The organism is Luteimonas pelagia (assembly GCF_054776035.1).
This window is the reverse complement of record NZ_BAAHCG010000003.1, coordinates 161857-179645: the sequence shown is the minus strand read 5'-3', so window position 1 is coordinate 179645 and position 17789 is coordinate 161857. Positions and strand designations below refer to the sequence as shown.

Sequence of the window (17789 nt, the reverse complement as noted above, 5' to 3'; positions counted from 1 at the left end):
ATCTTGGGGTCGGCGCCATGAAGCGAGCCCAAGCATTGGGGATAAGCCTGTGGACAGCCGGGGCATGGCCGGTCCACGCAACGCCCCGTGCCACGTGGCCCGCCCGCCTGAGTTCGGCAACCTGCGGGGGGCAGGATGAGTCGGGACGAGGAGGCCTTCGCGGAGGCAACGCAAGCGCATTTCGGGCGCGACGGGGACGACCCCGGCGCGGCGACGCCGTCGGTCGGCCACACGCCGCCAGCGGACACGAGGAACGACGCGGGGTCCACTCCGCGCCAGGCAACGGGAGAAGGTGACAGGATGAGCAAGGGCAACACGCTTCGGGCGGTGGACGCGATGGCCGGCGGGACCGGGCGCGAGATTCCGATGCAGCCGGCGTCGGCCGACATCTGGGACAAGAAGTACCGGCTCAAGACCAAGGCGGGCGAGCCGGTCGACGCCGACATCGACGCCACCTACCAGCGCGTGGCGCGCGCGCTCGCCGACGCCGAGCCGACCGGCGAGCTGCGCCGCAAGTGGTACGACCGGTTCCTCTGGGCGTTGCGCCGCGGGGCGATCCCCGCCGGCCGCATCACGTCGAACGCCGGCGCGCTCGAGCACAAGCCGGCCACCAGCACCATCAACTGCACGGTCTCCGGCACCATCGAGGACTCGATGGACGGGATCCTCGAGAAGGTCCACGAGGCCGGCCTGACCCTCAAGGCGGGCTGCGGCATCGGCTACGAGTTCAGCACGCTGCGCCCGCGCGGCGCCTTCGTCGCGGGCGCCGGCGCGTACACGTCCGGGCCGATGTCCTTCATGGATATCTACGACAAGATGTGCTTCACCGTGTCGTCGGCCGGCGGTCGCCGGGGCGCGCAGATGGGCACCTTCGACGTGTCGCACCCGGACGTGAAGGACTTCATCCGCGCCAAGCGCGAGGACGGTCGCCTGCGCCAGTTCAACCTGTCGCTGCTGATCACCGACGGCTTCATGGAGGCGGTCGCCAACGACGCCGACTGGCCGCTGGTCTTCCCGATCAACGAGAAGGAGAAGGACGCGGTCGACTTCGCCGACGCGGACGCCGTCGTCTGGCGCGAGTGGCCCACGCACCGCGGCTATGTGTCGCGCGACGACGGCCTGGTGGCCTGCAGGGTCTACGGACACATCCGCGCGCGGCACCTGTGGGACATGATCATGGTCTCGACGTACGACTACGCCGAGCCGGGCTTCATCCTGATCGACCGCGTCAACGAGATGAACAACAACTGGTGGTGCGAGAACATCCGCGCCACCAACCCATGCGGCGAGCAGCCGCTGCCCCCGTACGGCGCCTGCCTGCTGGGCTCGGTGAACCTGACCGGCTTCGTCCGCGACCCGTTCACCGACCGCGCCGAGTTCGACTGGGAGGAGTACCGGGAGGTCGTGCGGGTGTTCACCCGCATGCTCGACAACGTGGTCGAGGTCAACGGCCTGCCGCTGCAGCAGCAGCGCGACGAGATCATGCGCAAGCGCCGCCACGGCATGGGCTTCCTCGGCCTGGGCAGCACGCTGGCGATGCTGCGCATGAAGTACGGCGAGGCGGATTCGTGCGAGTTCACCGAGCGCGTCGCCCGCGAGATGGCGCTGGCCGGCTGGGAGGTCGCCCTCGAGCTGGCGAAGGAGAAGGGCCCGGCGCCGATCATGGACGAGGCCTTCGAGGTGACGGCCGGCATGCTGCGCAAGCGGCCGGAGATGGCGCGCGACGGCTGGAAGGTCGGCGACACCATCCACGGCCGCGAGCTGCACGCCCGCTACAGCCGCTACATGCAGCGCGTGGCCTCGGTGGCGCCGGCGCTGGTCGACGCGCTGGCGGCGACCGGCGCGCGCTTCACCCACCACAGCTCCATCGCCCCGACCGGGACGATCTCGCTGTCGCTGGCCAACAACGCCAGCAACGGCATCGAGCCGTCGTTCGCCCACCATTACAGCCGCAACGTGATCCGCGAGGGACGCAAGACAAAGGAGAAGGTCGACGTCTTCAGCTTCGAGCTGCTGGCCTACCGCGCGCTGGTCAACCCCAAGGCGATGCCGTTCGCCGAGGACGACGTTGCCCGGCTGCCGGACTACTTCATCAGCGCCGACGACATCACCCCGAAGGCGCACGTCGACGTGCAGGCCGCGGCGCAGAAGTGGGTGGACAGCTCGATCTCCAAGACCGCCAACGTCCCGACCGACTACCCGTACGAGGACTTCAAGGACATCTACACCTACGCCCACGCGCAGGGGCTGAAGGGGTGCACCACCTTCCGCTTCAACCCGGCCGCGTTCCAGGGCGTGCTGGTCAAGGAGCGCGACCTCGAGAACACCACCTACCGCTTCGAGCTGGAGGACGGCACGGTGGTGGAGGCGAAGGGCAACGAGCAGGTCGAGTACGACGGCGAGATGCACACGGCCGCCAACCTCTTCGACGCCCTCAAGGAGGGGTACTACGGCAAGTTCTGAACCGGCGCGCCGCCCCCCTCGATTCCCGGCGCGGGTCGCGGCACACTCGCGTCGGGCGCGACCGGACACGGCGGTCGCGCGCCGGTCGAGGCGCCGGTCCATGGCGCAACGGTTGGGGGGCGGCCGGCTTCGTCCCCGGATGGCATCGCGGCCGGTTGCCATCGCCTGTCTCCGTCGGCCCCGCGCGCGTCGCGTTCACGGATCGCAACGCGCACGGCGGGTATAGCCAAGTTCGTTACAACAGCACGCGCCCATACGAGGAGGGCAAATGAGCAACGGCAACGGAGTAACGGCGACTCTTTCGCAGGCCGCCGGGAACATGAAGGACACCGCGAGCAACCTGGGCAGCGCGATCGCCTCCACCGCCAGCGGCGCCGCCGCCACGGTGCGCAAGCGCGCCAAGAAGGCCAGCAAGACGGTGAAGAAGTCGGTGAACAAGGCCAAGCGCAAGCTGGTGAGCGCGAGCGAAGCCGCCAAGAAGGAGTCGGCGGAGCTCAAGCGCAAGACCGCCGGCCGGAAGGGCGGCAAGGCGGCGGCCAAGAAGGCGACCACCAAGAAGGCGGCCGCGAAGAAGTCCACGCGCAAGGCGGCCAAGAAGACCACGGCCAGGAAGCCTGCGGCCAGGAAGGCCACGGCGAAGAAGACCGCACGCAAGACGACCGCCCGGAAGACCGCGACGAAGACGTCCGCACGCAAGTCGCCCGCGAAGAAGGCGACGGCGCGCAAGTCGCCGGCCCGCAAGGCCGCGGCGAAGAAGTCGACCCGCAAGTCGCCGGCGAAGAAGGCCGCGGCGCGCAAGTCGACCGCCCGCAAGGCGGCGAACGCGGTGCGCAAGTCCACCGCGAAGGCCGCGCGCAAGTCGGCCACGGTGAAGAAGGGGGCCGCCCGCAAGGCCGGCGCCCGCAAGGCCGCCGCCACCCGCGCGGGCGCCTGACCACGACGCGGCCCCCGCCCGACGGGCGGGGGCCGGCGTCTTCCGATGGCGCCCGCGCGCCGGACGCCATCGGAAGACGGACGCAACAGCAATACCGCGAGGAGCCGGGCCGATGGCCGTGAAGATCGACAGGAAAATCAAGGGGTACAGCGTGGTCGCGCCGGAGGACAAGGCGAAGGGCGCCAGGTCCGCGGCCGTGCCGGCCGAGCCGACCGACGTCGCCGCGACGCGCGACAACGTGATCCAGATGCACGAGAAGATCGAGCGCCCCGAGGTGCTCATCGGATCGACCTACAAGATCAAGTCGCCGCTGGTCGAGCACGCGATGTACGTGACGATCAACGACATCGTGCTCAACGCGGGGACCGAGCACGAATCGCGCCGGCCCTTCGAGGTGTTCATCAACTCCAAGTCGATGGAGCACTTCCAGTGGATCGTGGCGCTCACGCGCATCATGTCCGCCGTGTTCCGGAAGGGTGGCGACGTGACGTTCCTGGTGGAGGAGATGAAGGCCGTCTTCGATCCCAAGGGCGGCTACTTCAAGGCCGGTGGCGTCTACATGCCGTCGCTGGTCGCCGAACTGGGCAGCATCGTCGAAGACCACCTCAAGTCCATCGGGATGATCCACGACCCGGAGCTGAGCGACGCGCAGCGGGCGCTCATCGCCGAGAAGCGGGCGGCGTACGAGGCCACGCAAAAAAAAAACGCTGAGCCCGCGCTGACGGACGACGCGAGCGGCGAGCTGTTCCCCGAGCCGCGCGTGCGCGAGGCGCCCCGGCAGGAGGACGTCGCGGTGACCGGCGAGGGCGCCGCGTTCCCGCCCTCGGCCACGATGTGCCACAAGTGCTCGACCAAGGCCGTCGTCATCATGGACGGCTGCGCGACCTGCCTGAACTGCGGCTACAGCAAGTGCGGCTGACGCTGACGGGCCGCGGCGCGTGATCGCCGCGGCGGTGCCACCGCGCTAGCGCTTCGGTGGCCGCCGCCGGTGCAGTGGCGGCAGCGCGGGAAGCGCGTCGATCTCCTGCGTCACGCGGGGCCCCGACACCACGCCCCAGCGGATGCCGATGCGCCGAAGCCGCGCGCGCACCTCGTCCAGCCGGTCGGGGGGCGTGGCGGCCAGGATCGCGTCGTGGCGGTCCGCCCAGGCCGCGGCGATGCCGAACGAACCCGGATGGCGCGACTGCAGGTCCGCCATCTGCGCCTCGAGCTGGCTGACCAGGATGTCGATGGCGTCGCCATTCGACGCGCCGCGCGCGTCGTGTCCTCTCGACTCGTCCTGACCACTGGGCCCCATTCCGCGCACTCCTCGTCTCGCGACGACACGTTGGGTCGCGGCGCGTTCACTGCACGTGAGGGCACCGCCACGCCGGGCCTCCTGCTGAACCCCGCCGCTCCGGATGCGCCCGCGTTCACGCCGGCTCGCATCGCGCACCACGACGATGCGCCCCTACACGGACCTACGAGGGTGCAGAACGATGCGTGTTCGCCGCAGCTACCGAACCCCGCTTGCCCTGGCATGCATCGCGCTCGCGACGGCGGCGTGCGATGGCGGAACGTCCGTCGAGCCGGTGTCCGGCGCCACGAACGCATCGGCCGCGCGCGAGGACGCCACGGCCGATGCTGCCGATGCGGTGGATGCGGCGAACCGCGGGGCGGTGGCGGCGGGCAGCCGCATCGACCCCCAGGGTCCGGTGTCCGAATCCGGCTCGCCCGCGCCGGTCGCCGCCGGCGACGGCGGCCCGGAAGGCGCGTCGCCCGCGGCCGGGACCGCGGCGGCCGAACCGGCGCCGCTGCGCACCCCCGACGCCGCCGACGCGGATGCCTCGCTCGCCGAGGACGCCATCCTCCGCGCCCAGGTCCTGCTCGAGCGCGCGTTCTTCTCGCCGGGCGAGATCGATGGCCAGGGCGGCAGCAACACGCGGCGCGCGGTCGCCGCGTTCCAGTCCGCGAACGACCTCCCCGCCACGGGCGAACTCGATGCGGCCACGTGGAAGGCGCTGCGGGAGGACGACGCGCCCATCCTGGTCGAGCACACCCTGACCGAAGCCGACGTGGCGGGCCCGTTCCGCGCGACGCCCGACGACCCGGAGGCCATGGCCGAACTGGACGCGCTGCCGTTCGCCTCGGTGGAGGAGAAGGTCGCCGAGCAGTTCCACATCAGCCCGGCGCTGCTCGCGGAACTCAACCCCGGGACCCGCCTCGCCGCGGGCACCGCGATCACCGTGCCCTGGGTCGCCCCCGGCGAGCGCCTGCCCACGCCGTCGAGGGTGGTCGTCGACGAGTCCGACGCCGTGCTGCAGCTGCAGGACGACGCGGGCCGCGTGCTCGCGCAGTTCCCGGTGACGACCGGCAGCGCGCAGTTCCCGCTCCCGATCGGCGAATGGAAGATCAACGGCGTGGCCCAGGATCCGGTGTGGCACTACGACCCGGAACTCATCGCGGGGAGTGATCCCGACGACGAGAAGGCGGAGATCCCCGCCGGCCCGAACAACCCGGTGGGCACGGTCTGGATCGACCTGAGCAAGGAGCACTACGGCATCCACGGCACGCCCGAACCCGCCAAGATCGGCAAGACGGAGTCGAACGGATGCATCCGCCTCACCAACTGGAGCGCGCAGGCGGTCGCGCGCGTGGTGTCGCCGGGCATGGCGGCCCTCTTCCGCGAATGAACGACGCCGGCTACCGGCCCGAGCCGACGCGCGAGGCGCTCGACGCCCTGCCCGGCGACGTACTGCTCGAGTTCGGCACCGACTGGTGCGGCCACTGCATCGCGGCGCGCCCGCTCGTCGAGTCGGCGCTGTCGCGCCATCCGGGCGTCCGTCACGTGAAGGTCGAGGATGGTCGGGGGCGCCCGCTGGGGCGCGCGTTCCGCGTCAAGCTGTGGCCCACGCTGGTGCGCGTCCGCCAGGGCGAGGAACTTGCGCGCGCCGTCCGACCGGGCAGCGCGGAAGAGATCGAACGGCTGTTCGCGGAACCGCCGACGGCGTAGGCGCGGCGGTCGGATCGATTGGTCAGGTGTCGATCCCGGGCACGCTGCCCGGCGTGTGCACGTCCAGCGCGTGGCGGCCCGCCGGCGTCAGGCACGCGGCATCGTCCCCGCCGGCCAGCATGCCCTTCGCCGCCAATGCCTCGCGGGCTTCCGCGGGCACGGCATTCCCGTCGGCGCATGCGCGCAGGGCCTGGATCTCTTCCGTCGACAGCACGGTCTGCTGGGTGGACGTGGTCATGGCGGCACGGGCAGCGGGGGTTGCCCGCATGGTCGGACCGGACGCGTTGCGTGCCCGTGATCGGTGCCGGCGTCGCGCGTGCCTCGAATAGACTGCGGCGATGCAGACGAACGGACCTGCCGGCATCGAGCTCGTCGGCTTCGACGGCGACGACACCCTGTGGCGCAGCCAGGACTTCTACGACGAGGCTCAGGCCGAGTTCGAGGCGCTGGTCGGCCGCTACGTGGACCTGGCCGATGCACGCGTGCACGAGCGGCTGTACGCGGTGGAGAAGGGCAACCTGGCGCTGTTCGGCTATGGCGTGAAGGGCATGGTCCTGTCGATGATCGAGGCGGCGGTGGACATCACCGCGGGGCGGATCGCGGCGTCGGACCTGCATCGCGTGGTGCAGCTCGGCAAGTCGCTCCTGCGCCACCCCGTGGAGGTCCTGCCCGGCATCCGCGAGGCGGTGGAGGCGATCGGACGGACCCACCCGCTGGTCCTCATCACCAAGGGCGACCTGTTCCACCAGGAAGCGAAGGTGCGCGAGAGCGGCCTGGCGGACCTGTTCCGCCGCATCGAGATCGTCAGCGAGAAGGATCCGCCCACGTACCTGCGCCTGTTCGAGGAGTTCGGGGTTCCGCCGGCACGATTCGCCATGGTGGGCAATTCGCTGCGCTCGGACATCGCCCCGGTGGTCGCGCTCGGCGGATGGGGGGCGCACGTGCCCTACCACGCGACCTGGGTGCACGAAACCGCAGTCGACGCACCCGTGTCCGCGACGCGCCTGCGCACCGTGGCCGATGCCCGCGACCTCCCGGACGCCATCGCGTCGATGGGATGAACCGATGCCGGTCGCCGGCCTGAACCATGGCCTGGCGCCAGGGGTCGCGTTAAATGTCCGTTCAAGGGTGCGGCGACAGCCTGTCCCTCCGCGCCGCGACCTGTGGCGCAAGACCCGACAGGAGGATCCCATGGCCAATCCGACCCGATGGCTCGCCCCCGCCGTTCTCGCGGCCGCGCTGGGCGTTGGCAGCCTGGCCGTCCCGGCGCAGGCCCAGGCGCAGGATGCGCTCACCCGCGTGCTGGTCGACATCGCCGACGTGGTGCTTCGTGGTGGCCAGCCCTACTACCGCCACGGCTCCTACGGCTACGACGACCGCCTGATCGTCGAGCGCGACCGGTACGGCAACCCCGTCTACTACCGCCGAGTGCCGGCGGACCATTACCGGCGCAGCGGGCCGCCCTACGGCGTGGCCCACGGCTATTACCGCAACGGCCCGGGCAGCCGCGACGTCCGCCGCACGAAGTGCAACAAGCACGGCAAGTGCAAGGTGGAGTACTACGACCCGCGGTATGACCGGCGTTACGACAGGTACGGCCATTACGACCGGTATGACCGTCACGACCGCTACGACCGCGATCGCTGGGACGACTGATCGCCCGGTGCGTTGATTCCGTCCGATGAAGAAAAAGCCCGCGTCGACGACGCGGGCTTTTTCATGTGCGGTGATCCGTCCCCGGTGGCAGGCGGCGGCGGGGCCGCCGCGGGATACGGCCCTCCGCGTTCATTCCGCGCGGTGGGCGGTGTCCTGAACTGCGGGGGCGAGCTGCAGGGTGGCCTGCATGTCGTCCTGGAGGGCGTGGGCGAACCACACGAGTCCGAGGACGTAGAGGCCCAGGAACGCGCCGGCCACCGACAGGCCGATCGCCCAACGGCGGCGTCGCGGGGCGTGCGGCGCGGCGCCGTGGGTGGGCACGCGGGGCGCGGCGAGATGGGGAGCATGGATGGCGTTCATGTCGTTGCCCGGTTGCGGACGGCGTCCATCGCCGTCATTGGTTTGCAACGTACGCCCGAGCCCGTCACGGTCACGTGCATCGCCCGGTGGATTGTTGAAGCGCATCTGAACGCCCGAACGGGTGCAGAATCGGCGACATGCGGAAGACCGGCCTCCTCGTCGCGTGTTGCCTGCTGCTGGCCGCGTGCGGGCAACGCGACGCGCCGGCGCTCCCGCCATTGCCGCCACCGGCACCGTTCGATGCATCCACCGAACGGGTGTGGCAGGGGCGTCTGCCGTGCGCGGACTGCGCCGCGATCGACATGGCGTTGCGCCTGGGTCGCGACGCCGAAGGCGCGGCCCGGTACGAACTCCAGGAGGCGTACCACGCCGCGGATGGCGGCGATCGGTTCGTCGAGACGGGTCGATGGACGTTCGCGGAGGGCGTCCTCCTCCTGGAGGCGGAGGACGGCGGCGCGCGGCGCTTCGTGCTGGGGGAGGGGGGGCGGTTGCGTCCGTTCCCGCCCCGTGGCGACACCTGGCGGGACGCGGGCGCGCGCGACCTGCAGCCGGTCCTCCCCCTGCCCTGAGGCGCCGTCCCGGCGGACCCCGGGGGGCACTAGACTGCCGCGATGGAACCCGATGGAACCGATTGCGTGGACCACGCCGGCGGCTGCCACTGCGGGCGCGTCCGTTTCCAGGTGCGCGCCCCGGCGCATCCGCTGGTCCTGTCGTGCGACTGCTCGATCTGCACGATGACCGGCTTCCTCCACCTGGTCGTTCCCCGCAGCCGGTTCCGGCTCACGCGCGGCGAGGCGGCGCTGTCGGAATACCGCTTCGGTACGCGCACGGCACGGCACCTGTTCTGCCGGCACTGCGGAATCCGCAGCTTCTACGTCCCGCGAAGCCATCCGGACGGCTGGAGCGTCGACGTGCGCTGCATCGATCCGGGCACGTTGCGGGGCTGGGAGGTCCGGCCGTTCCACGACGCCGACCGCGACGCGGAAACCGCCGCGCTTGCGCATCTCTCCGGGCCGTGAGCGATCGCGTGGACGATGGCGCGCCGGCGTCGGCGGGCATCCGCATCGTCGACTTCGATGCCCGGTGGCGCGCCGACTTCATGCGGCTCAACGTGGAGTGGCTCGAGCGCTGGTTCGTGGTCGAGGACGTCGACAGGACGGTATTGTCCGACCCGGAGACCCACATCCTCGCGGACGGGGGGCGCATCCTGTTCGCGATCGACGACGCCGGCCGGGCCGTCGGCACCGTCGCGCTGCTGCACGAAGGCGGGGGCGTCTACGAACTGACGAAGATGGCGGTCGATCCGGCCATGCGCGGGCGGGGCGTGGGGCGCCTCCTGATGCAGGCCGCCCTGGCGCGCTGGCGGGCGCTCGGGGGGCGGGAGCTGTTCCTCGAGTCGAGCCTGCGCCTGGGGCCGGCGCTCGCCCTGTATGAAAGCGTGGGCTTCAGGCACCGTCCAGCGCCGAGGCCCGGCTCCCACTACGCGCGCGCGGACGTCTACATGGTCTACGAGCCGCCCGCGGACTGACCCGCGGCGACCCCGGCCACGCGCGCTCGCCTTGGGCAACGTGGCGGCATCGGGGACAATGCCGCGTCCGCCCTTCCGCCGTGCCCGCGCGCAAGCCACCAACCCGTGCCACCCGTCCCGCCACCGCCGGAGTCGATCCGCCTGTCCGTCGCCCCGATGATGGACTGGACCGATACGCATTGCCGCGTGTTCCATCGCGTGCTCGCGCCGACAGCCCGGCTCTACACCGAGATGGTGCATGCCAACGCCGTCATCCACGGCGATCGCGCGCGGCTGCTCGCGCTCGATCCGGTGGAGCACCCGGTCGCCCTCCAGCTGGGCGGAAGCGAGCCGGACCTCCTCGCGCGCGCCGCCGCCATCGGCGCGGACGCCGGCTTCGACGAGGTCAACCTCAACTGCGGTTGCCCGTCCGACCGGGTGCAGGCCGGCCGGTTCGGCGCCTGCCTGATGCGCGAGCCCGGGCTCGTGGCCGACAGCGTCGCCGCGATGGTCGCGGCGGTGCCGTCGACGCTGCCGGTGACCGTCAAGTGCCGGCTGGGCGTGGACGACGACCACGACTGGGACCGGTTCCGGGGCTTCGTCGACACGGTGGCCTCCGCGGGCTGCGGGGTGTTCGTCGTGCATGCGCGGAACGCCTGGCTCCAGGGACTGAGCCCGAAGGAGAACCGGGAAGTGCCGCCGCTGCGCTACGACTGGGCCTGGCGCCTGAAGCGCGAACGGCCGGACCTTGCGGTGGTGGTGAACGGCGGCATCGCGGACGCGAACGAAGCCGCGAGGCACCTGGCCCACGCGGATGGCGCCATGCTCGGGCGCGCGGCGTACCACACGCCCTACCTGCTGCACGAGATCGACAGCGCGTGGAGCGACCGGCCCGCCCGGCCGCGGGAAGACCTGCTGCGGGCGTACCGGCCCTACGTCGAGGCGCAACTGTCCCGTGGCGTGCAACTCAAGCACATCACCCGGCACGTCCTCGGCCTGTTCGCTTCGCAGCCGGGCGGACGGGCCTTCCGGCAGGTGCTGAGCGAAGGCGCGCATCGACCCGGCGCCGACTGGCGGCTCGTCGAGCGGGCACTCGATGCGACCCGCCGCCACGCCGACGCGGCCTGAGCCGGTGTTCACCCGCGACGTCGACGCGTTCTCCCGGTTCGCGCGGGATCTCCCCGCCGACTTCGGCGCGCCCGTCGCCCGCGGCGTGCTGCTGGTCTCGCCGGACGGGTTCGCGCGCGCCGACGACTCGGCGCGCGACAACCGGTACATGCAGGGTGCCGACCGGTTCGATGCGCGGGCCGCGATGCGCGAGCACCGCCTGCTGCACGAGGCCCTTGCCGCGGACCTGCCGGTTGCCTGTTTCCGCGGCGACGCCGCCGCGCCGGACGGCCTGTTCCCCAACAACGTGTTCGCGACGACGCGACGCCCGTCGGGCCGGGCGCGCGCGATCGTGGGGCGCATGCGCTACCCGGTGCGCCGCCTCGAGGCGGCGCGCGCGGACATCCGGGCATTCCTGGCCGCCCATGCGGATGGCGACCTGGTGGACCTGTCGCGGCAGCCCCACCCGTGCGAGTTGACCGGTTCGCTGGTGATCGACCGCGCGCGCGGCATCGGCTTCTGCGGACTTTCCGAGCGCTGCGACGGGGAAGGCGCGCGCCTCATGCACGACGCGTTCGGCCTGCGCGCGACACTGGCGTTCGACCTCGCGCCGGGCGAATACCACGCCAACGTGGTGCTGGCGATCCTGGCCGGGCGCGCCGCCGTCGTCGCGCCCGACGGATTCGCGGATCCGCGCGTGCCCCGGGCGATCGCCGCGCTGTATGCGCCGCATGCCTGCCTGCTTTCGCCCGGCGAACATGCGGCATTCGCGGCCAATGCGATTTCGCTCGCGACCGACGCGGTGTGGATGGCCCGTGGCGCCGAGCGCGCGCTGGCCGCACCCACGCGCGCGATGCTGGCGGAAGCCGGATTCTCCGTGCGTACCCTTCCGCTCGAGGCGATCGAGGCCGCGGGTGGATCGCTGCGCTGTTGCGTCGCCGAGCTCTTCTAGCGCTACCCTGTCCGACCCGGACCGCACCTGAAGACCGCGCGGCGACCCGGGAAAGTTCAGACCGGATTCACCGCGTCGTCACGAAAATCCCCGACGTGGCAATGACTTGCGTCATGTCCGCCCTTGGCGATGCCACGCTCCTTCCGCTCGTTCGAGCCCGACCATGCGCCGCACCCTCCGTCCCGCCATCGCCGCATCGCTGGTCGCCCTGTGGGCGGCCACCCTGGTCCCGGCCACCGCCGAGGCCCAGCGCGACCGTGGCCGGCAGGACCGTGGCCAGCAGGACCGGGCACGCGAGGCGCGGGCCGAGCCGCGCGACCGCGCGCACGGTGCGCAGCAGGACCACCGCGCGCTCGGCGACGCCGTGAGGCGCGTGGAACGCGCCACCCGCGGCCAGGTGCTGTCGGCCGAGCGCGTGCGCTACGACGGCCGCGAGATCAACCGGGTGAAGGTCATCGACGACCGGGGCCGCGTCCGGGTCTACTGGGACGATCCGCAGTCGTCCGGGAGCGACCGCGATCCCCGTTCACGTTCACGCGACGGTGGCGATCCCAACCTGTAGCGATCGTGGCCGCGACGGCCGCATGACGACACGGAGCAAGCGATGCGCATCCTGCTGGTGGAGGACGAGGCCCCCCTGCGCGAAACCCTCGCTGCGCGCCTGAAGCGCGAAGGGTACGCGGTCGACGCGGCCCAGGACGGCGAGGAAGGCCTGTACATGGGGCGAGAGGTGCCGTTCGACATCGGCATCATCGACCTCGGCCTGCCGAAGATGTCGGGCATGGAGCTGATCAAGGCCCTGCGCGACGAGGGCAAGAAGTTCCCGGTGCTCATCCTCACCGCGCGCTCGAGCTGGCAGGACAAGGTCGAGGGCCTGAAGACCGGCGCCGACGACTACCTGGTCAAGCCCTTCCACGTGGAGGAACTGCTCGCGCGCATCAACGCGCTCGTGCGGCGCGCGGCCGGCTGGAGCAAGCCGAGCCTGGAGTGCGGCCCGGTCACGCTGGACCTCGCCGCGCAGACCGTCAGCGTCAGCGGACAGAACGTCGACCTGACCAGCTACGAGTACAAGGTGCTCGAGTACCTGATGATGCACGCCGGCGAGCTGGTCTCGAAGGCGGACCTGACCGAGCACATCTACCAGCAGGACTTCGACCGCGATTCGAACGTGCTCGAGGTGTTCATCGGCCGGCTGCGCAAGAAGCTGGATCCGGAGGGTGAACTGAAGCCGATCGAGACCGTGCGCGGCCGGGGCTACCGGTTCGCCATTCCGCGCAGCGGCGAGGACGAGTAACCGTTTCCTTGGCCTGATGGCCGGCAAGGCACGCGTGCATCGCGCCGGCCGGCCGGTATGCTTGCGCGCGTGACGCCCTGCCGCCCCGCCAACAGGACGCCCCCGCCCGCGCCCCGCGGTCTGCGCCCGGGCGCGCGTCCCACGGCCAGTGGGGCGGCGCGATGAACCGCTGGACGCGGCCGCGTTCGCTGCAGGCGCGCCAGCTGCTGGCGGCCAGCCTCGGGTTGTTGGCGTTCCTGGCCCTGGCGGGCTTCGCGCTCGACCGCGCCTTCCTGAGTACCGCGGAAAGCAATCTCCACCAGCGCCTCAAGAGCTACGCGCTGGCCTACGCGGACGACATCGAGTTCCTGCGCGACGGCAGCCTGTACGTGCCCGACACCTTGCCGGATCCGCGCTTCGAGCAGCCCGGGGGCGGGCTGTATGCCGAAGTGGTGCTGCCGAACGGGCACTGGGACTCGCCGTCGGCGCAGGGTCCGCGGTTGCCCGCCGGGCCGATGCTCGCGCCGGGCCAGGAAGCGTTCACCGGGCCGTTGCCCATCATCGAGACCGGCGGCGAGGCCGCGCAGGCCTACCGCTATGGCATCGGGTTGGTGTGGAGCGAGCAGGACCGGCCCGAGGCCGAGTTCCGCTACACGATCCACATCCTCGAGGACACCACCACGCTGAGCCGCCAGATCGCGGTGTTCCGGCGCGCGCTGTGGGGCTACCTCGGCAGCGCGGGACTGATCCTGCTGCTGCTGCAGATGGCGGTGCTGCGCTGGAGCCTGATGCCGCTGCGTCGCGTGGTCGCCGAGCTCAAGCGGGTGCAGCGCGGCGCGCTGTCGCGCATGAGCGAGCGGCATCCGCGCGAGCTCGAGCCGCTCACGCAGAGCATCAACGCGTTCATCGAGACCGAGCGCGAGAACCTGGACCGCCATCGCCACGTCCTGGCGGACCTCGCGCACAGCCTGAAGACGCCGCTGGCCGTGCTCCGTTCGCGCCTGGACGCGGACGCGGGCGAGGTCGAGCTGCGGGACGAGGTCGCGACCCAGGTCCGCCGCATGAACGACATCGTCTCCTACCAGTTGGCGCGCGCGGCCTCGGGCGGCCATGCGCTGTTCGCCCCGCCGGTCCCGCTGCAGATGCATGCCGAGGAGATCGTGCGCGGCCTCGAGAAGGTCTACGCCACGAAAGGCGTGCTCTGCGAATTCGACCTCGACGAGGACGCGCGCTTCCATGGCGAGGTCGGGGACCTGCAGGAACTGCTGGGCAACCTGCTGGAGAACGCGTTCAAGTGGGCGCGCGGCCGCGTGCTGCTGACGGTCCGCGCAGGCGCGAACGAGCCCGGCCGGCGTCCCGGGCTCTGGCTCGCGGTCGACGACGACGGACCGGGCATCCCCGCCGAGCAGGTCGACCGCGTGCTGCAGCGGGGCGTGCGCGGCGACGAACGCGTCCAGGGCCACGGCATCGGCCTGGCGATCGTGCAGGACATCGTGCGCAGCTACCGCGGCACCCTCGAGGTGCATCGCGCGCCGGAACTGGGCGGTGCGCGCTTCGAGGTCGAGATCCCGCCCGGGCTCTGACGCGCGGGCGCGTCAGTCGGCGCCACCGTACAGGCGGCGCAGGTGGCCGGCCACGGCCGGGAATTCCCGTTCCAGCAGCGCCGGGTCGCTGAAGTGGTACTCGCTGCACACGGCGAAGAATTCCTCGGGCGCTTCCGCGGCGTACGGGTCGATGGCCGTCTCCCGCCCCCGGTCCACGTTGTCGGCGAACGCGTCGTAGGCCGCCTGGAAGTCGCGGGCCCACGTGCGCTGCCAGGCCTTCGGCAGCGGCGGCGTGCCGTCCAGCACGCCGTCGAGCGCGTCGAGCTTGTGCGCCATTTCATGGACGGCCACGCAGAACCCCGCGGCCGGCTCGTCCAGGTCGGACTGCACGTCCGCCCACGACAGGACCAGCGGACCCGCCTCCCACGACTCGCCGATCAGCTCGTCGTCCCAGCGGTGGAGCACGCCCGCGGCATCGACGTGCGTGCGCTCGACACGGAACGCCTGCGGGTAGACGAGCAACTGCGACCAGCCACGCAAGCCCCCGGCGCCGAAGCGGACCAGCGGGAGGCAGCACAGGGCGGCAAGGAGCGCACGGTCCCGGTCGTCGAGAACCAGCCCGCCGAGCGGCGTGATGGTCTTTTCCGCAAGGAAGCGCGCGGCCAGGCCGGCGAGGGCGGCGTCGTCTCCGTCACCGAGGCGGCGGACCCACGCTGCGCGCGCGCGAACGTCGTCCCACGTCCGGGGATCGATCGGTGGTGGTCGGAGGAAGCGGCCGAGCAGCGCGCGCACGCGCCGTCAGCGGAACATGCCCGGGAGGAAGCTGTGCCAGCGGGGGGGCTGCGTGGTCCGGGTGACGCCACCACTGCCGCCGCCACCGGCGCGTGGCGCGGCCGGTTTCGCGCTCGGCTTCGCGGGCGTGGCATCCCGGGCGTCGGCCGCGTCGGGTTCGACCGCGGCGTCGCCGCGCGATGCGACGCAGGTGCCACCGTCGCCATTCGGACCGTGCAGCGCGATTTCGCGCGCCTGCACGCCGTGCCAGGCGAAGACGCTGGCGACCAGGACCATCGAGGCGGAAAGGCGACCGGACATCAGTGCGTCCCAGGGTGCCGGGCAGGCGGGTATCGTCCGGGCACTATACGCCGCAATCGGCGTCGCCGCAGGGGCATGGCTGCTGCATTGCAGCATGGCTCCGGACGGCTGGAGGCGAGGGGTGCCTGCGATAATGTCCACCATTTCCGCCGGTGCGTCCCCGGCCCGACCCAAGCCGGCTGCCCATGAATGAATCCGACCTGGTCCGCGCGCTGGCCAACGGCCCCGTGTCGGGCGACGCGCTCGCGCGGGCGGCGGGCGTCACCCGCGCCGCGATCTGGAAACGCATCGCGGCACTGCGCGACAGCGGACTCGAGGTCCGTGCCACGCCGGGGCAGGGCTATTCCCTGCCGCGGGAGCCGGACCTGCTCGATCGGGACCGGATCGAAGCGGCCATGCCCGCGGACGCCCGCGGCCTCGCGGACCGGATCGACGTCGCCTGGCGGCTGGACTCCACCAACTCCGAACTGATGCGCGGGACGCTGCCCGCGCAGGGCGCCGCGATCCTGGTGGCCGAATGGCAGTCCGGCGGACGTGGCCGTCGTGGCCGCGCGTGGACCTCGCCGCTGGGCGCGAACCTGTACCTGTCGGTCGGCCGCCGGTTCGGCGGCGGCCTCGCGCGGCTGGCGGGACTCGGGCTGGTCGCGGGCGTGGCCGTCGCCACGGCGCTCCGCGGCCTGGGCTGCCGGGCGCTGCTGAAATGGCCGAACGACATCGTGGTCGACGGGCGCGACGGAGGCCTCCGCAAGCTCGGGGGGCTGCTCGTGGAGGGCGGCGGGGAACACGCCGGACCGGCGCGCGCGGTCGTCGGCGTCGGCCTCAACATGCACATGCCGGAGGGCGTGGCGGCCGGCATCGACCAGCCCTGGGCGGACCTCGCCCCGATGCTGCCCGCGGCCATCTCGCGCAACGACGTGGCCGGCGCCCTGCTGGGGGCGCTGCTGCCGGCGCTTGCGCGGTTCGAATCCGAGGGCCTGGCGCCCTTCCTGGCCGAGTACGCGACGCTGGACGCGCTCCGCTCGCGCGCGGTGGTCGTGCATGCCGGCCGGGGGCCAGTGACCGGCGAGGCCCTGGGCCTCGATCCCGACGGCGCGCTTCGGGTCCGGCTGGAGACCGGCGGCGTGGATGTGTTCCATGCCGGCGAGGTCAGCGTCCGCCTCCCTGGCACGGGACGGCCAGCGTGAGCGACTGGCTCTTCGACCTGGGGAACACGCGGATCAAGCTCGCGCCGCTGGAGGCCGATGGCACGCCCGGTGCGATGCATCGTCTCGATTACGCCGGCCTCGCGGCGGGGCAGGTGCCGCAGGGCGGCACGGCATGGGTCGCCAGCGTCGCGTCGCCGGCGCGCCTGGACGAATTCCGGGCGATCGCCGCGCAGCGCTTCGATGCGGTGCGCGTGGTGCGGACCCATGCGCGGCTGGGCGGTCTGCGGATCGCCTACCGGGAGCCCGGGCGCCTCGGGATCGACCGGTTCCTCGCGTTGCTGGCCGCGCATGCCGGCGGGGGCGGCCCCTGGCTCGTCGTCGGCGTGGGGACCGCGCTGACCATCGACCTCCTCGGCGCGGACGGCCGGCACCTCGGCGGCAGGATCGCGCCCTCGCCGACGCTCATGCGCGAGGCCCTGCACGCCCGCGCGACCCAGCTGCCCGCGACGGGGGGCGCGCCCGTCGCCTTCGCCGACGACACCGCCGACGCGCTCGCCTCGGGATGCGAGGGCGCCGCGATCGCCCTCGTCGAACAGAGCCGCGCATGGTCCGTGCCACGCGTCGGCCTCGCCCCGCGCGTCCTCCTGCACGGGGGTGGCGCGGGGGATCTCGCGGGGCGCATCGGCGACGTGGACTGGCGGCCGTCGCTCGTGCTCGACGGCCTGGCCGCGATGGCCGCGATCGAGGGGCGCGGCTGAGGGCGT

The 17789-nt window shown here is 72.0% G+C and carries 22 protein-coding genes; 17 read left to right on the top strand and 5 right to left on the bottom strand.

All coding sequences use genetic code 11. From position 1 onward, the window contains the following. Positions 1-300: 300 nt before the first annotated feature. From ACYU7H_RS09740 to ACYU7H_RS09730, 3 genes are all read left to right on the top strand, one after another. On the top strand, positions 301-2463 hold the full coding sequence (locus tag ACYU7H_RS09740; protein WP_460814300.1) for an adenosylcobalamin-dependent ribonucleoside-diphosphate reductase: 2163 nt from the start codon (positions 301-303) through the stop codon (positions 2461-2463). A gap of 268 nt (positions 2464-2731) precedes the next feature. Continuing rightward, positions 2732-3397 (top strand): hypothetical protein, encoded by a 666-nt coding sequence (locus ACYU7H_RS09735; RefSeq protein ID WP_460814298.1) that lies wholly within the window; start codon positions 2732-2734, stop codon positions 3395-3397. A gap of 112 nt (positions 3398-3509) precedes the next feature. Then, a complete protein-coding gene (locus tag ACYU7H_RS09730; RefSeq protein WP_460814296.1) occupies positions 3510-4316 on the top strand; it encodes a TSCPD domain-containing protein in 807 nt (268 codons plus the stop codon). Between the two features lie 45 nt (positions 4317-4361). Here ACYU7H_RS09730 and ACYU7H_RS09725 read toward each other — a convergent pair whose 3' ends face one another. Beyond that, positions 4362-4694 (bottom strand): hypothetical protein, encoded by a 333-nt coding sequence (locus tag ACYU7H_RS09725; protein ID WP_460814294.1) that lies wholly within the window; start codon positions 4692-4694, stop codon positions 4362-4364. 496 nt (positions 4695-5190) lie between these two features. Between ACYU7H_RS09725 and ACYU7H_RS09720 the strand changes: the two genes are divergently transcribed. After that, the gene (locus ACYU7H_RS09720) at positions 5191-6069 is read left to right on the top strand and encodes a L,D-transpeptidase family protein (RefSeq protein ID WP_460815032.1); all 879 of its coding nucleotides are present in this window, start codon (positions 5191-5193) and stop codon (positions 6067-6069) included. Further along, the gene (locus ACYU7H_RS09715) at positions 6066-6389 is read left to right on the top strand and encodes a thioredoxin family protein (RefSeq protein ID WP_460814293.1); all 324 of its coding nucleotides are present in this window, start codon (positions 6066-6068) and stop codon (positions 6387-6389) included. The genes ACYU7H_RS09720 and ACYU7H_RS09715 overlap by 4 nt, the downstream gene beginning before the upstream one ends. Positions 6390-6411: 22 nt before the next feature. On the opposite strand, the gene ACYU7H_RS09710 is transcribed toward ACYU7H_RS09715, so the two are convergent. After that, complete coding sequence (locus ACYU7H_RS09710) at positions 6412-6627, bottom strand: hypothetical protein (RefSeq protein ID WP_460814292.1); 216 nt, start codon at positions 6625-6627, stop codon at positions 6412-6414. 100 nt (positions 6628-6727) lie between these two features. Between ACYU7H_RS09710 and ACYU7H_RS09705 the strand changes: the two genes are divergently transcribed. Continuing rightward, positions 6728-7450, top strand: a complete 723-nt coding sequence (locus ACYU7H_RS09705) for an HAD family hydrolase (protein ID WP_460814290.1) — start codon at positions 6728-6730, stop codon at positions 7448-7450. 130 nt (positions 7451-7580) lie between these two features. Continuing rightward, positions 7581-8045 carry a hypothetical protein gene (locus ACYU7H_RS09700; RefSeq protein WP_460814289.1) on the top strand — a complete coding sequence of 155 codons (465 nt, stop codon included), beginning with the start codon at positions 7581-7583 and terminating at the stop codon, positions 8043-8045. A gap of 129 nt (positions 8046-8174) precedes the next feature. Here the strand turns inward: ACYU7H_RS09700 and ACYU7H_RS09695 are convergent, their stop codons facing one another. Continuing rightward, the gene (locus ACYU7H_RS09695; RefSeq protein ID WP_460814287.1) at positions 8175-8510 is read right to left on the bottom strand and encodes a hypothetical protein; all 336 of its coding nucleotides are present in this window, start codon (positions 8508-8510) and stop codon (positions 8175-8177) included. 32 nt (positions 8511-8542) lie between these two features. Between ACYU7H_RS09695 and ACYU7H_RS09690 the strand changes: the two genes are divergently transcribed. The 8 genes from ACYU7H_RS09690 to ACYU7H_RS09655 all read left to right on the top strand — a co-directional run bounded on the left by ACYU7H_RS09690 (position 8543) and on the right by ACYU7H_RS09655 (position 14827). After that, the gene (locus tag ACYU7H_RS09690; RefSeq protein ID WP_460814286.1) at positions 8543-8974 is read left to right on the top strand and encodes a copper resistance protein NlpE N-terminal domain-containing protein; all 432 of its coding nucleotides are present in this window, start codon (positions 8543-8545) and stop codon (positions 8972-8974) included. Positions 8975-9016: 42 nt separating this feature from the next. After that, complete coding sequence (locus tag ACYU7H_RS09685) at positions 9017-9424, top strand: GFA family protein (RefSeq protein ID WP_460814284.1); 408 nt, start codon at positions 9017-9019, stop codon at positions 9422-9424. After that, positions 9421-9933: a GNAT family N-acetyltransferase gene (locus tag ACYU7H_RS09680; RefSeq protein ID WP_460814283.1), complete on the top strand. Its 513-nt coding sequence runs from the start codon at positions 9421-9423 to the stop codon at positions 9931-9933. Before ACYU7H_RS09685 ends, ACYU7H_RS09680 begins: the two co-directional genes overlap by 4 nt. Positions 9934-10089: 156 nt before the next feature. After that, on the top strand, positions 10090-11040 hold the full coding sequence (dusA, locus tag ACYU7H_RS09675; RefSeq protein ID WP_460815030.1) for a tRNA dihydrouridine(20/20a) synthase DusA: 951 nt from the start codon (positions 10090-10092) through the stop codon (positions 11038-11040). Continuing rightward, positions 11009-11971 (top strand): arginine deiminase-related protein, encoded by a 963-nt coding sequence (locus ACYU7H_RS09670; RefSeq protein ID WP_460814282.1) that lies wholly within the window; start codon positions 11009-11011, stop codon positions 11969-11971. The genes dusA and ACYU7H_RS09670 overlap by 32 nt, the downstream gene beginning before the upstream one ends. A gap of 163 nt (positions 11972-12134) precedes the next feature. Further along, positions 12135-12533, top strand: a complete 399-nt coding sequence (locus ACYU7H_RS09665) for a PepSY domain-containing protein (RefSeq protein ID WP_460814280.1) — start codon at positions 12135-12137, stop codon at positions 12531-12533. A 42-nt stretch (positions 12534-12575) separates the two neighbouring features. Further along, positions 12576-13265, top strand: coding sequence for a response regulator transcription factor (locus tag ACYU7H_RS09660; RefSeq protein ID WP_460814278.1), 690 nt, complete (start codon positions 12576-12578; stop codon positions 13263-13265). Positions 13266-13426: 161 nt separating this feature from the next. Further along, positions 13427-14827, top strand: a complete 1401-nt coding sequence (locus ACYU7H_RS09655) for an ATP-binding protein (RefSeq protein ID WP_460814276.1) — start codon at positions 13427-13429, stop codon at positions 14825-14827. Positions 14828-14839: 12 nt separating this feature from the next. On the opposite strand, the gene ACYU7H_RS09650 is transcribed toward ACYU7H_RS09655, so the two are convergent. Next, entirely contained in the window at positions 14840-15580 is a 741-nt protein-coding gene (locus tag ACYU7H_RS09650; RefSeq protein WP_460814274.1) for a M90 family metallopeptidase, read from the bottom strand. Between the two features lie 6 nt (positions 15581-15586). After that, positions 15587-15880 (bottom strand): hypothetical protein, encoded by a 294-nt coding sequence (locus ACYU7H_RS09645; RefSeq protein ID WP_460814273.1) that lies wholly within the window; start codon positions 15878-15880, stop codon positions 15587-15589. 185 nt (positions 15881-16065) lie between these two features. Here ACYU7H_RS09645 and ACYU7H_RS09640 point away from each other — a divergent pair, with 185 nt between their 5' ends. Then, positions 16066-17064 (top strand): biotin--[acetyl-CoA-carboxylase] ligase, encoded by a 999-nt coding sequence (locus tag ACYU7H_RS09640; RefSeq protein WP_460814271.1) that lies wholly within the window; start codon positions 16066-16068, stop codon positions 17062-17064. Further along, entirely contained in the window at positions 17061-17783 is a 723-nt protein-coding gene (locus tag ACYU7H_RS09635) for a type III pantothenate kinase (protein ID WP_460814270.1), read from the top strand. The genes ACYU7H_RS09640 and ACYU7H_RS09635 overlap by 4 nt, the downstream gene beginning before the upstream one ends. Positions 17784-17789 lie beyond the last annotated feature (6 nt).

Coding starts and splice junctions, on each gene's coding strand:
- ACYU7H_RS09700 (WP_460814289.1), top strand. CDS start 7,581: ATGGCCAATCCGACCCGATGGCTCGCCCCCGCCGTTCTCGCGGCCGCG.
- dusA (WP_460815030.1), top strand. CDS start 10,090: ATGATGGACTGGACCGATACGCATTGCCGCGTGTTCCATCGCGTGCTC.
- ACYU7H_RS09740 (WP_460814300.1), top strand. CDS start 301: ATGAGCAAGGGCAACACGCTTCGGGCGGTGGACGCGATGGCCGGCGGG.
- ACYU7H_RS09705 (WP_460814290.1), top strand. CDS start 6,728: ATGCAGACGAACGGACCTGCCGGCATCGAGCTCGTCGGCTTCGACGGC.
- ACYU7H_RS09715 (WP_460814293.1), top strand. CDS start 6,066: ATGAACGACGCCGGCTACCGGCCCGAGCCGACGCGCGAGGCGCTCGAC.
- ACYU7H_RS09730 (WP_460814296.1), top strand. CDS start 3,510: ATGGCCGTGAAGATCGACAGGAAAATCAAGGGGTACAGCGTGGTCGCG.
- ACYU7H_RS09660 (WP_460814278.1), top strand. CDS start 12,576: ATGCGCATCCTGCTGGTGGAGGACGAGGCCCCCCTGCGCGAAACCCTC.
- ACYU7H_RS09665 (WP_460814280.1), top strand. CDS start 12,135: ATGCGCCGCACCCTCCGTCCCGCCATCGCCGCATCGCTGGTCGCCCTG.
- ACYU7H_RS09685 (WP_460814284.1), top strand. CDS start 9,017: ATGGAACCCGATGGAACCGATTGCGTGGACCACGCCGGCGGCTGCCAC.
- ACYU7H_RS09670 (WP_460814282.1), top strand. CDS start 11,009: ATGCGACCCGCCGCCACGCCGACGCGGCCTGAGCCGGTGTTCACCCGC.
- ACYU7H_RS09690 (WP_460814286.1), top strand. CDS start 8,543: ATGCGGAAGACCGGCCTCCTCGTCGCGTGTTGCCTGCTGCTGGCCGCG.
- ACYU7H_RS09695 (WP_460814287.1), bottom strand. CDS start 8,510: ATGCGCTTCAACAATCCACCGGGCGATGCACGTGACCGTGACGGGCTC.
- ACYU7H_RS09735 (WP_460814298.1), top strand. CDS start 2,732: ATGAGCAACGGCAACGGAGTAACGGCGACTCTTTCGCAGGCCGCCGGG.
- ACYU7H_RS09725 (WP_460814294.1), bottom strand. CDS start 4,694: ATGGGGCCCAGTGGTCAGGACGAGTCGAGAGGACACGACGCGCGCGGC.
- ACYU7H_RS09710 (WP_460814292.1), bottom strand. CDS start 6,627: ATGACCACGTCCACCCAGCAGACCGTGCTGTCGACGGAAGAGATCCAG.
- ACYU7H_RS09645 (WP_460814273.1), bottom strand. CDS start 15,880: ATGTCCGGTCGCCTTTCCGCCTCGATGGTCCTGGTCGCCAGCGTCTTC.
- ACYU7H_RS09640 (WP_460814271.1), top strand. CDS start 16,066: ATGAATGAATCCGACCTGGTCCGCGCGCTGGCCAACGGCCCCGTGTCG.
- ACYU7H_RS09655 (WP_460814276.1), top strand. CDS start 13,427: ATGAACCGCTGGACGCGGCCGCGTTCGCTGCAGGCGCGCCAGCTGCTG.